The sequence below is a fragment of the Sandaracinaceae bacterium genome (assembly GCA_016706685.1).
GTDB lineage: Bacteria > Myxococcota_A > Polyangia > Polyangiales > Houyiibacteriaceae > JADJJE01.
The window spans coordinates 174159-186751 of sequence record JADJJE010000005.1; the positions used below are offsets into that span (position 1 = coordinate 174159).

Annotated in this window: 12 protein-coding genes; 10 read left to right on the forward strand and 2 right to left on the reverse strand. The window is 68.9% G+C overall.

Annotated features, from left to right (window positions below; translation table 11 throughout):
* Positions 1–55: 55 nt before the first annotated feature.
* The 4 genes from IPI43_10320 (at position 56) to IPI43_10335 (ending at position 6363) form a co-directional block, all read left to right on the forward strand.
* Entirely contained in the window at positions 56–748 is a 693-nt protein-coding gene (locus IPI43_10320; GenBank protein ID MBK7774520.1) for a hypothetical protein, read from the forward strand.
* Complete coding sequence (locus IPI43_10325; protein ID MBK7774521.1) at positions 748–1815, forward strand: isocitrate/isopropylmalate dehydrogenase family protein; 1068 nt, start codon at positions 748–750, stop codon at positions 1813–1815. The genes IPI43_10320 and IPI43_10325 overlap by 1 nt, the downstream gene beginning before the upstream one ends.
* A 169-nt stretch (positions 1816–1984) precedes the next feature.
* Positions 1985–5890 carry a phosphoribosylformylglycinamidine synthase gene (gene purL, locus IPI43_10330; GenBank protein ID MBK7774522.1) on the forward strand — a complete coding sequence of 1302 codons (3906 nt, stop codon included), beginning with the start codon at positions 1985–1987 and terminating at the stop codon, positions 5888–5890.
* Positions 5891–5919: 29 nt separating this feature from the next.
* Positions 5920–6363, forward strand: coding sequence for a tellurite resistance TerB family protein (locus IPI43_10335; protein MBK7774523.1), 444 nt, complete (start codon positions 5920–5922; stop codon positions 6361–6363).
* Here IPI43_10335 and IPI43_10340 read toward each other — a convergent pair.
* On the reverse strand, positions 6335–6958 hold the full coding sequence (locus IPI43_10340) for a thymidine kinase (protein ID MBK7774524.1): 624 nt from the start codon (positions 6956–6958) through the stop codon (positions 6335–6337). The two genes, IPI43_10335 and IPI43_10340, sit on opposite strands and share 29 nt — an antisense overlap.
* A gap of 25 nt (positions 6959–6983) precedes the next feature.
* Here IPI43_10340 and IPI43_10345 point away from each other — a divergent pair, with 25 nt between their 5' ends.
* Positions 6984–7706 carry a hypothetical protein gene (locus tag IPI43_10345; protein MBK7774525.1) on the forward strand — a complete coding sequence of 241 codons (723 nt, stop codon included), beginning with the start codon at positions 6984–6986 and terminating at the stop codon, positions 7704–7706.
* Between the two features lie 19 nt (positions 7707–7725).
* Here IPI43_10345 and IPI43_10350 read toward each other — a convergent pair whose 3' ends face one another.
* On the reverse strand, positions 7726–8040 hold the full coding sequence (locus IPI43_10350; protein MBK7774526.1) for a hypothetical protein: 315 nt from the start codon (positions 8038–8040) through the stop codon (positions 7726–7728).
* A gap of 152 nt (positions 8041–8192) precedes the next feature.
* Between IPI43_10350 and IPI43_10355 the strand changes: the two genes are divergently transcribed.
* From IPI43_10355 to IPI43_10375, 5 genes are all read left to right on the forward strand, one after another.
* Positions 8193–8510, forward strand: a complete 318-nt coding sequence (locus IPI43_10355) for a helix-turn-helix domain-containing protein (protein MBK7774527.1) — start codon at positions 8193–8195, stop codon at positions 8508–8510.
* A gap of 71 nt (positions 8511–8581) precedes the next feature.
* Positions 8582–8914 (forward strand): transposase, encoded by a 333-nt coding sequence (locus tag IPI43_10360; GenBank protein ID MBK7774528.1) that lies wholly within the window; start codon positions 8582–8584, stop codon positions 8912–8914.
* Between the two features lie 45 nt (positions 8915–8959).
* Positions 8960–9175: a hypothetical protein gene (locus tag IPI43_10365; protein ID MBK7774529.1), complete on the forward strand. Its 216-nt coding sequence runs from the start codon at positions 8960–8962 to the stop codon at positions 9173–9175.
* 400 nt (positions 9176–9575) lie between these two features.
* A protein-coding gene (locus IPI43_10370) for an IS3 family transposase (protein MBK7774530.1) occupies positions 9576–10747 on the forward strand; the annotation gives its coding sequence in 2 pieces (ribosomal slippage) (positions 9576–9831 and positions 9831–10747; 1173 coding nt in all).
* Positions 10748–10993: 246 nt separating this feature from the next.
* Positions 10994–12592: a GMC family oxidoreductase gene (locus IPI43_10375; GenBank protein ID MBK7774531.1), complete on the forward strand. Its 1599-nt coding sequence runs from the start codon at positions 10994–10996 to the stop codon at positions 12590–12592.
* Position 12593: the final 1 nt, after the last annotated feature.

Here is a 12593-nt window from a genome sequence, read left to right on the forward strand (position 1 = left end):
AGTGGAATTGGCGCTAAACGTCTCTCGCATGGGCCGATGTGTCAAGCTGCGCCCGGTGAAGACCTGGATTTTCATTCCCCTCTCCCTCGGGCTGCTGCTCCAAGCGTGCACGGGCGAGCCAGACCCACGCACGCTGCCGGGCATGCTGGAGTACGCCGCCCGCGCCATCGAGCGCCGTGACCCAAGAGCGCTGTTCCGCGTCATCGACGCGCGCTCGCGCCACGCCATGGCCTCCATCGTGGCCGATCGGCGCGCAGCGGCCGAGCTGATCCGCACCACCTACCCCGAGGACCAGCGGGCCGACGCGCTGGCCGAGCTGGGCTCGGCGGTGAACATGGAGGACGCCGCCGCGCTGTTCGCCGACCGCTGCGACCGCGAGTGCATGAGCGATCTGGCCGGGCGCATCGGCGCGCCGCTGAGCCAGCGCCAAGATGGCGACGAGCTGGTGGTGGAGACCCCCCGCGGCGGCACCCTGCGCGTCACGGGTGGCGGCGAAGACTGGTACGGCATCGTGTGGCGCTACGAAGAGCTGGACACCGAACGTCAGCGCGCCAACCAAGACCGGCTGCTGGTGGAGGCCAACGCCCGCACCTACCGGCTGCGCGCCGAGCAGTCCGCCGCGCTGGATGGGGAGGCCCCCACGGGCGACGACGAACCCAGCCCGGACGAGGAAGCGCCGACCGACGTGCCCGCTCCTGCCGAGGTTCCTGCCCCGCCCCCGCCGACCCCCGAGCTTCAGGAGCTCTGATGAGCGCCCGCAACATCGCGCTCATCGGCGGTGACGGCGTGGGCCCCGAGGTGGTGGCCGTGGGCGCCCAGGTGATCGCGGCCCTCCGCGAGGTCCGCGCACGTGACCTCTCGTGCGAGTCGTTCGACCTGGGCGCCGAGCGCTTCCTGCGCGACGGAGTCACGTTCCCCGACGACGTGCGCAGCCGCTTGAAGAGCGAGTTCCACGCCGTGCTGCTGGGCGCCGTGGGGGACCGCCGCGTGCCCGACAACCGTCACGCGCACGACATCCTGTTCGGCATGCGCTTCGGCTTCGACCTGTACGCCAACGTCCGCCCGGTGCTGTGCCTCTCCGACCGGCTGATGCCGCTCAAGGGCCGAAGCGCGAGCGACTGCGACTTCGTGGTGTTTCGCGAGAACACCGAGGGCCTCTACGCTGGCATCGGCGGCACGCTCAAGCAGGGCACGCCGCACGAGGTGGCCATCACGGAGGCGGTCTACACGCGCCTCGGGGTGGAGCGCATCATCCGAGCGGCCTTCGAGTTCGCGCGCCGCAGCGGGCGCCGCAAGGTCACGCTGGCCGACAAACACAACGCCATGCCCCACGCGCATGGGCTGTGGCTGCGCACGTTCCGCGAGGTGGCCGCCGAGTACCCGGAGATCGTGGCCGAGCAGCTGTTCGTGGACGCGCTGTGCCTGTTCGTGGTGCAGGACCCGGCGCGCTTCGACGTCATCGTGGCCTGCAACCTGTTCGGCGACATCATCAGCGATCTGGCCGCGGCGCTACAGGGCGGGATGGGCATGGCCCCCAGCGCCAACCTGCGGCCCAACGAGCCCGAGCACGTGGCCCTGTTCGAGCCGGTGCACGGCAGCGCGCCGGACCTGGCCGGAAAAGACCGAGCCAACCCGTTCGCCACCGTGCTCAGCGTGGGGATGATGCTGGCCCACTTCGGCTACCCGGAAGATGAGGAGCTCCTGCGCGGCATCGTCCGGGAGGGGCTTTTGAACGGAAACTGCACAGCGGACGTGGGCGGGGCGCTGGGCACGCGCGCGGTGGGCGACTGGGTGGTGTCGCGGATTCGGGCTTAGGGGCACCCCCGGCTGGAAGCCGAGGGTGCCCATAGAACCTTGCAGCATAGCGAATCGGCCACCTGGCGAGATCTGTAGGATCATCAGGCTTCAGTCCGGGGTGCCAATCGCTCTAGCGCAAGCCGTCTGCCGCCGTGCCTGAACCACCCGAGGCTGCTATGCCCCGGCCATGCTGACGCTTCGTGGCGCGCCTGCGCTCTCCGACCACCAGACGCAGAAGCTGTTCGAGCGGGTGCGAGCGGCTGCCCCCGGCGTGCGGGGTGTCTACGCGGAGTACGTTCACTTCGTGGAGCTGAGCGCTGCGCTCGACGACAAGGAAGGCGCGCTGCTGGACCGCTTGCTCGAGTACGGGCCGAGCGTGCCGCGCCGCAAGCTGGACGGGACCACGCTGCTGGTGGTGCCGCGCCTCGGCACGCGCTCGCCTTGGTCCAGCAAGGCCACGGACATCGCGCACATCACCGGGCTCACCAAGGTCACGCGCCTCGAGCGCGGGCTGCGCTACGTGCTGAAGGGGGAGCTCGAGCGCCCGGACGCCGACCTCGAAACCACGCTGAAGAGCGTGGCCGCGCTGCTGCACGACCGCATGACGCAGTCGGTGCTGCGCAGCGAGGCCGAGGCCGGCGCGCTGTTCCGCGTGGACGTGCCCACCCCGCTCACCAGCGTGGACGTTCTGGGGGCCGGGCGCGCGGCGCTCGAGGCCGCCAACCAAACGCTCGGGCTGGCGCTGGCCGACGACGAGCTCGACTACCTGGTGGACGCGTTCCGCACGCTGGGCCGCAACCCCAACGATGTGGAGCTCATGATGTTCGCGCAGGCGAACTCCGAGCACTGCCGGCACAAGATCTTCAACGCCAACTGGGTGGTGGACGGCAAGCCGCAGACGCGCTCGCTCTTCGGGATGATCCGCTACACGCACGAGCGGTCGCCCAACGGCATCCTGTCGGCCTACAGCGACAACGCGGCGGTCTTCGAAGGCAGCGAGGCGGAGCGCTTCTTCCCGGACGCCGAGCGGCGCGTCTACCAGAAGACCACCGAGCCGGTGCACGTGCTCATCAAGGTGGAGACGCACAACCACCCCACGGCCATCGCGCCGTTTGCGGGTGCGGCCACGGGCGCCGGCGGTGAGATCCGCGACGAAGGCGCCACCGGCCGCGGCGGCAAGCCGAAGGCAGGTCTCGCGGGCTTCTCGGTCAGCAACCTGCGCCTGCCGGACGCCATCCAGCCGTGGGAGCACGACTACGGCAAGCCCGAGCGCATCGCGTCGGCCCTGGACATCATGCTGGAGGGGCCGCTCGGCAGCGCGGCGTTCAGCAACGAGTTCGGGCGCCCCAACCTGGCCGGCTACTTCCGCACGTTCGAGCAGCGCTGCGCTGGGCCCGCGGGCACCGAGGTGCGCGGCTACCACAAGCCCATCATGATCGCGGGCGGCTACGGCAGCATCCGCGCGGGGCACGTGGAGAAGCAGCGCATCCCGCCGGGCGCGCACATCATCGTGCTGGGTGGGCCCGCCATGCTCATCGGGCTCGGTGGCGGCGCGGCCTCCTCCATGGCCAGTGGCCAGAGCGCCGAGGACCTCGACTTCGCCTCGGTGCAGCGCGACAACGCCGAGATGGAGCGGCGCTGCCAAGAGGTCATCGACCGCTGCTGGCAGCTGGGTGACGCGAACCCCATCGTGTCCATCCACGACGTGGGTGCAGGCGGCCTGAGCAACGCGCTGCCGGAGCTGGTGCACGACTCGGCGCGCGGGGCCAAGTTCGAGCTGCGCGCGGTGCCCAACGACGAGCTGGGCATGAGCCCGCTGGCCATCTGGTGCAACGAGTCGCAGGAGCGCTACGTGCTGGCCATCGCGCCCGACGCGCTGCCCATGTTCGACGCCATGTGCAAGCGTGAGCGCGCACCCTACGCGGTGCTCGGCCAGGCCACCGAGGAAGAGCACCTCACCGTCGCGGACGCGCACTTCCGCGACACGCCCATCGACCTGCCGCTGTCCGTGCTGTTCGGGAAGCCGCCCAAGATGACGCGCGACGTGCGCAGCATCGCCACGCTGCCGAAGCCGCTCGACACCAGCGACATGGACGTGCGCGAGGCCGCGCTGCGCGTGCTGCGCCTGCCCACCGTGGCGGACAAGACCTTCCTGATCACCATCGGCGACCGCACGGTGACCGGCCTGGTGGCGCGTGACCAGATGGTGGGGCCCTTCCAGGTGCCCGTGGCGGACTGCGCCGTGACCACCGCCGGCTTCGACACCTACGTGGGCGAGGCCATGGCTCTCGGCGAGCGCACGCCCATCGCGCTGCTGGAGCCTGCGGCGTCCGCGCGCATGGCCATCGGCGAGGCCATCACCAACCTGGCGGCCGCGCCCATCGAGCAGCTGTCGCTGGTGCGCTTGAGCGCCAACTGGATGGCACCGGCTGGGCACCCCGGCCAGGACGCCGGCCTGTTCGACATGGTGAAGGCCATCGGCATGGAGCTGTGCCCCGCGCTCGGCATCGCCATCCCGGTCGGCAAGGACAGCATGTCCATGCGCACCACGTGGCGCGAGGGCGACGAGGCCAAGAGCGTCACGGCGCCGCTGTCGCTCATCGTCACGGCCTTCGCGCCGGTGTTCGACGCACGCAAGGCGCTCACCCCACAGCTGCGCCGCGACCGCGGGGACACGGTGCTGGTGCTCATCGACCTGGGCATGGAGCAGAACCGTCTGGGCGCGAGCGCGCTGGCGCAGGTGTACGAGCAGCTGGGCGACGAGCCCGCGGACCTCGACGACCCGGAGCTGCTCATCGGCTTCTTCGACGCCATCCAGCGCCTCAACCGCGAGCGGCGCGTGCTGGCCTACCACGACCGCTCCGACGGCGGCCTCTTCGCCACGCTGGCCGAGATGGCCTTCGCGGGCGGCACGGGGCTCGACATCCGGCTGGACGGCCTGGGCGGCGAGGCGCTGCCCATCCTCTTCAACGAAGAGCTGGGCGCGGTCATCCAGGTGCGCAGCGACGACCTCGAGGAGGTGCTGCTCACGTTCGCGTCGCACGGCCTCAACGGCTGCGCGCACGCCATCGGCAAGCTGCGCGACGACGACCAGCTGTGCTTCTCCCTGCACGGCAAGGTGGTGCTGGACGAGTCGCGCGTGTTCCTGCGCGACATCTGGAGCGACACCACGCACCGCATGCAGGCGCTGCGCGACGACCCCACCTGCGCCGACGAAGAGCAAGAGGCCCGCACGGACCCGACCGACCCGGGCATGAGCGTGAGCGTGCCCTTCGCGCCCGGTGAAGACGTGGCCGCGCCGTTCATCAACACCGGCGTGCGCCCGCCCATGGCCATCCTGCGCGAGCAGGGCGTCAACGGGCAGGTGGAGATGGCGGCCGCGTTCGACCGCGCCGGCTTCGAGTGCGTGGACGTGCACATGAGCGACCTGCTCTCGGGCGAGGTGTCGCTCTCGCGCTTCCGCGGCCTCGCCACGTGCGGCGGCTTCAGCTACGGCGACGTGCTCGGCGCCGGTGAGGGCTGGGCCAAGAGCGTGCTCTACAACACGCGCGTGCGCGACGAGTTCGAGGCCTTCTTCCATCGCCGCGACACGTTCGCGCTGGGCGTCTGCAACGGCTGCCAGATGATGAGCACGCTGCGCGAGATCGTGCCCGGCGCCGAGCTCTGGCCGCGCTTCGTGCAGAACCGCTCGCTACGCTTCGAGGCGCGCCTCAGCCTGGTGGAGATCCGCCGCTCCCCCAGCCTGTTCTTCGAGGGCATGGAGGGCGCGCGTCTGCCCATCGCGGTGGCGCACGGCGAGGGCCGCGCCGAGCTCGAGGGGCACGACCACCAGCTGCGCCTGGAGGACGAGAGCCTCATCGCGATGCGCTTCGTGGACAACCGCGGCAACGTGGCCCACACCTACCCCGCGAACCCCAACGGCTCGCCGGGAGGCATCGCCAGCGTGACCACGCCGGACGGCCGCGTGACCATCATGATGCCGCACCCGGAGCGCGTGTTCCGCAGCGTGCAGCACAGCTGGCGCCCAGACGGCTGGGGCGAGGCGGCGCCCTTCCTGCGCATGTTCCGCAACGCACGCGTCTGGGTGGGCTGAACACCGCCGCGATGGTGTATGGTCCCCGCATGGAGATCGACAAGAGCCAAGCCATCGCCATCGCCGCCTTCGCTCGCTTCGACGGGGACGTGACCGACCCCTTGCTGCGCGGCGTGAGCGCGGCCTACTGCTTGATCGCCTGCGCGGACGGCGACCTGGACGACGCCGAGCTACGCGAGTACGTGCGCCTGGCCGAGAGCGACGCCCGCTTCGAGAAGGTGGACCAGAGCAAGTTGGCGCAGGCCCTGCGCACCTTCGCCGAGGCGCTTCAGACCGACTTGCAGGTGGGCCGCACGCGGGCGCTCGAGCTGGTGCGCGAGGTGGGCAAGGACGCCGCCACGCGCACGCTGCTGCTGGATGCGGCCAAGCTGGCCATGCAGGCCAACGCGAACGTCACGCGCAGCGAGATCGGCGCGCTGCGCGACCTGTGCATGGCGCTGGGGGTCAACCCGCGCGATCATCTCCCCGACTGACGGGAGCCGCGCCCGGGGCATAGCCCTGCACCTCGGCCAGCCCGAACTCCTTGCGGCTCATGGCCACGTAGTGGTGGCCCACGTCGATCTGTGCACCCTCGAGCACCCGCGCGCCCGTGCCGTCCAAGCGCGCGTTGAAGGTGGCCTTGCGGCCCGTGTGGCAGATGGTCTTGATCTCCTCGAGCCGGTCCGCCCAGGCCAGCAGGTACTGGCTGCCCTCGAAGGGCTCACCACGAAAGTCCGTGCGCAGGCCGTAGCAGAGCACGGGCACGTCCAGCTCGTCGGCGACCAGGGTCAGCTGCAACACCTGCGTCTTGCTCAGGAACTGCGCCTCGTCCACCAGCACGCAGTGCAGCGGCTGCTGCGCCACGTCGTCGCGCACGCTGGCGAAGAGATCCGCGTCGCGCTCGAACACACGTGCGTCGGCCTGGAGCCCGATGCGGGACGTGATCTTGCCCTCGCCGTAGCGCCCGTCGATGCGCGGCGCGAAGAGCAGGCAGCGCATGCCCCGCTCCTGGTAGTTGTGCGCCGACTGCAGCAGCGTGGTGCTCTTCCCGGCGTTCATCGCGGAGTAGTAGAAGTAGAGGCTGGCCATGGGCGCCTGAGGTTACACTGCACCCATGAGCCGTCGACCCCCACTCACCCTCACGCCTGCAACGTCTCTCGCGAGCCTCTGGCTCACGCTCCTGCCGGCCGCCATGGGCTGCGGCGGTGGTGGCGGCGACAACACGCCCGCCGACCAGGGTCCACGCCCCGATCGGGGTGTCCCGGCAGAATGCGACTACGTGCACGACAGCGCCCTCTCGCAGGGTGAGCCGGCCGCGCTCGCGGGCACCACCGAGGCGCACAACGTCTGGCGGCACCGCGTGGGCCTCGACCCGCTCGAGTGGGACGACGGCATCGCCGACCACGCGCAGGACTGGGCCGACCACCTGGCCGCCACCAACAACTGCGGGCTCGAGCACAGCAGCAACGCGGACCGCGCCAACATCGCGGGCTTCAGCAGCCTGGGACAGAACCTGGCCGGCAGCACCGGCGGACTGAGCGGCGTGGGCGCCACCACCAACTGGGCCAGCGAGCGCAGCGAGTACGACTTCGGCACGCCCGTCACGCAGGGCAACTTCGGGGCCTTCGGGCACTACACGCAGATCGTCTGGGCCGACACCACCGCGCTCGGCTGCGGCGTGGCCACCTGCGGCGGGGCCACCGTGGTGGTCTGCGAGTACGGCACCGCGGGCAACTTCCTGGGCGAGACGCCGTACGGCGAGGCTACCGGGGAGTGCCTGGACCTCGACAACGACGACATCCTGCAGGGCGACGACGCGGACGACACCGCGCGCTGAGTCGTGCGGTGAGTGCTGGCTATCGGCGTGTGTATCGGTCCAACCAAGCGAGGATGCGGCTCGCTGCACGGTCGTCGATCCCGGTGATGCGTTTGACCCGATCGTATGCGCGGAGCAGCATCTTGTCTGCCCAGATCAGCCCGCGTTTCGTGCGGCTGTCACCAGGGCGAGCGCGGTACTCGGTGGACCTGACGCGAACGGGCTCGCCCTCCGTGAAGTAGTAGAGCGCGATCGAGCGGCGCGTCTCGTGCTCGGGGCACGCGTACGGATCAGGGTGGCCGTGAAAGGTGTCGACTAGTACCGCCGCCCGGAAATCCGATCCGAGTTTGCGCATGACGGAAATAGAAGTGTGCGGTGGGGGGTTCAGGGGCGATGAGTCGTGGGCCGAAGGCGCGGACAACGTTCATCCCTTTGCTTGAGCGTCATCGCGTTCGTGAGCTGGCCTCGAGCCGGACGGCGCCTTTCGAGGCTGTCCGACGGGCACGCATGATCCTCTCACTGGCAGCAGGCGTAGGCACCACCGAGACCGCGCGGGCGTTGGGCACGTGCGACCGCTCGGTCAGGAAGTGGCGGGCGCGCTGGGAGCAGGCCCCTGTCGTCGAGTCTCTTCGCGACGGCGACCGTCCGGGTCGACCGCGCGTGATCGTGGCGGAGACGCGCTGCACCGTGCTCCAGCTCGCATGCGACAAGCCCGACAAGCTGCTCACTCCCTTCCGCGACACCTGGACACAGGGCGCGCTATCGATGGCTCTCACGTTGCGCACGGGGTCGCAATCAGCCGTAGCTCAGTTCAGCGGATCTTGAGCGCGAAGGGGCTCAAGCCTCATCGCGTGCGGCAATGGCTCCACAGCCCCGACCCGTGTTTCCGCGAGAAGGTGGCGCGCATCTGCGACCTGTACCGCAACCCGCCTGCCGACGCCGTCGTGCTCTGCATCGACGAGAAGCCTTTGCAGACGCTGGAGCGCCGGTTCCCAACGACGGTCGGACCGGACGGTGTCGTTCGGCGCGACTTCGAGTACGTGCGACATGGCGTCGGACACCTGCTCGCGGCGCTGAACGTCGTGACGGGAGAGGTCACCACCGAGGTGGTGGACAAGCGCGACGCCGCGACCCTGACGCGCTTCATGCAGGCCGTGGCGCGACGCTATCGAGGCAAGCGCGTGATCGTCGTGGGACAACCTGAACATCCATCACGAGGGCAAGGATGACCGCTGGGAGCGCTTCAACGCAGACCGCAGCACCCCTTCGAGTTCGTGCACACGCCGGTGCACGCCTCGTGGGTCAACCAGGTCGAGCTCTGGTTCTCCATCCTCCAACGTCGCGTGATCCGTCACGGTTCCTTCGAGCACCAAGGTCGCATCAAGCAGGAGGTCGAGGCCTTCGCTCGCTACTGGAACCTCTACGAGCGCAAGCCCTTCCGGTGGACGTTCGATGGCTGCTTTGAACAGCCCCTGCTTCGTGCGGCATGATGCGGCGCCATGCCGAAATTCGCCGCTGAGCCCTACGACGTCGAAGGAACCCACTCGTTCTTCCACAGCCGCAAAGGCTTCCAGCACCTTCGCGCACGCCGACGCGGTGAGTTCCTCACCGTCGTCTCGGGCCCAGAGCGCGACGCCATCAACCACTTCAGCCTGCGGCGCGTAACCAAGCAGTGGTGGGAACCGAGGTACCCACCTCCGCCGGCCGCTGGGAGCAGGTCGGCCTCCGCGCCAACCGCATGGAAATCTTCAGTGCCCTGCTCACCGACTACCCTTGGCTACTCGCTCCCCGCGAGTGAAACTCGGAGCGAACTTCCGATCCGCGGTACTAGACCTGCCCCGAATTTGTGGACACCCCGTTTATCGCGATGATGCGCAGGAGGAGTCCCAAGTGACGAAGAGAAAAAAGAGAACCTTCACCACCGAGTTCAAGCAGGACGCGGTCCGGATATTCGAGTCCGGGGAGAGGACGATCGCGGAGGTCTCGCGGAGCCTGGACGTGGCCCCGTCAGTGCTGCGGAGCTGGGTCAAGCAGCAGGCGGTGGACGCGGGCAAGGGGACACCGGGTGCCCTGACCACGACCGAGCGTGACGAACTCACAAAGCTGCGACGCGAGGTTCGGCAGCTCAGAGAGGACCGCGAGATTCTAAAAAAAGCGGCAACCTTCTTCGCGAAGGAAAGGGGATGAGATTCAAGTTCATCCTCGCGGAGAAGGGCAATCACTCGGTCACGGCACTCTGCCGGGTCATGCAGGTCGCGATGTCTGGGTACTACGCCTGGGTGCACCGTCCGGAGAGCGCTCGAGCCAAGGCGGACCACCTCTTGCGGGCCAAGGTGCGGGTCTCGCATGCAACCAGCCGCCGCACGTACGGCAGCCCGCGCGTGCATGCCGACCTCCAGGCCGAGGGCTTCACCGTGAGCCGCAACAAGGTCGCGCGCCTCATGCGCGAGGAAGGCCTACAGGGATGCGTCAAGAAGGCCTTCCGCAAGACCACCGACTCCAACCACGACCTCGCGATTGCGCCCAACACGCTGGACCGCCAGTTCGAGGTGGCCGCGCCCAACACCGCGTGGGTCACGGACATCACGTTCGTGTGGACCTGGGAGGGATGGATGTACTTGGCGGTCATCGTCGACCTCTTCTCGCGCCGTGTCGTGGGGTGGGCTGCCGCTGACCACATGCGCACAGAGCTGGTCACCAGCGCGCTGCAGATGGCCCTGGGCAGGCGCTGCCCGGACGACGGGCTACTCCACCACTCGGACCGCGGCAGCCAGTACGCCAGCGGCGACTACCGCAAGCAGCTGCGCGACAACGGCATCGTCTGCAGCATGAGCCGCAAGGCCAACTGCTGGGACAACGCCGTCGCCGAGAGCTTCTTCGCCACCATCAAGAAGGAGCTCATCCACCGCCGTCCCTGGACGACGCGCGCCGCGGTGCGCGATGCCATCGCAAACTACATCGAGATATTCTACAACCCGCAGCGACGGCACTCGGCGCTCGGCTACCTAAGCCCCGCCGAGTTCGAGCGGCGCGAGCAGCCCATGGTCATTCTGGCAGCGTAAGAAAACCGTCCACGAATTCGGTTCAATTCCAACTTCGCGGGTGCGTGGTCCATCGGCTTCCGTGAGAGCGTGCGCTATGGGTTCGGCGTGGTGGGCGTCACGGTGCGTGCCTGGGCCAGTCGGCGGGGCGCCCTCGACGACGAACGCTTCAGAACACGGTAGGAAAGATTGGTCATCGCGCCGCGTGTCGCGGCCAATAGGGGCTTGGCGGCTGGCTGCTATTGACCTACAGTCAATAGCACTCGCATGACCTACGACTACATCATCATCGGCTCCGGGTTCGGGGGCAGCGTCTCGGCACATCGGCTCACGGAGAAGGGCTACCGCGTGCTGGTGCTGGAGAAGGGCAAGCGCTTCGGCAAGGCCGACTTCCCCAAGGACAACCGCGACCTGAAGCGCTGGATGTGGAAGCCCTCGGCGGGCCTGCACGGCATCTTCCAGATGTCGTTCTTCGACCACGTCACCGTGATGCACGGCGTGGGCGTGGGCGGTGGATCGCTGACCTATGCGAACACGCTGCCCACCCCGCAGACGGCGTTCTTCGAGAGCAAGAGCTGGGCGCACTTGGCCAACTGGAAGCAGGAGCTGGCCCCGCACTACGCCACCGCCAAGCGCATGCTGGGCGCCACGCGCTACCCGCTGGTCACGTACCAGGACACCATCATCGAGCAGATCGCGAAGGACATCGGGCGCGAGGACCACTACGGCCCCACCGAAGTGGCCGTGTACTTCGGCGAGCCGGGTAAGAAGAGCGCGGACCCGTACTTCGATGGCCAGGGGCCCGACCGGGTGGGCTGCACGCAGTGCGGCGCGTGCATGACGGGCTGCCGCGTGGGCGCGAAGAACACGCTGGACCAGAACTACCTCTACCTGGCCGAGAAGGCCGGCGCCGTGGTCATGCCGGAGCGCGAGGTGATGGCCGTGCGCCCAAAGGCCGGCGGCGGCTATCGCGTGGAGACCAAGCCGTCGATCACCAAGGGCCCCGACGAGGTGTTCGAGGCGGCCAACGTGATCTTCTCGGGTGGCGTGATGGGCACCATCCCGCTGCTGCTGAAGATGAAGGAGGACCCGAAGGGCCTGCCCAAGCTGTCCAACCGCCTGGGCGCCTCCGTGCGCACCAACAGCGAGGCGCTCTTCGGCGTGGTGGCGCCGGATCTCGACGGCAACATGGCCGAGGGCATCGCCATCACGTCCATCCTGCACACGGACGACCACAGCCACATCGAGCCGGTGCGCTACGGCCACGGCAGCGACTTCTTCCGCTGGATGGTGCTGCCGCACGCGCCGGGCAAGAACTTCGTGGCGCGCCTGGGCGGTGCGGTGAAGCAGTTTGCGCAGCGCCCCGGCTTCGTGAAGCGCGCCTACAGCATCCCGCGGGAAGAGTTCGCCGAGAAGACGGCCACGCTGCTGTTCATGCGCACGCTCGACGGCACGCTGTCGCTCAAGTTCGGGCGCAGCGCGCTCAACGGCTTCACGCGCCAGCTGGTGAGCGTGCTGGACGACCCGAAGGACGCCCCGCAGGCGTTCATGGAAGACGCCACCGACCTCGCGCGGCGCTTCGCCGAGAAGGTGCAGGGCATCGCGGTCAGCATGGTGAGCGAGACGCTCTTCGGCTCACCGTCCACGGCGCACATCCTGGGCGGCGCGTGCATGGGCCGCTCCGCGAGCGAGGGCGTGATCGACGCGCAGCACCGCGTGTTCGGCTACGACGGCCTCTACGTCATCGATGGCTCGGCGGTGTCGGCCAACCCCGGCGTGAACCCATCGCTCACCATCACGGCGCTGGCCGAGCGCGCCATGAGCTTCATCGCGGCTCGTGGCGAGGCCTCTGCCGCCGCCGAGTGAG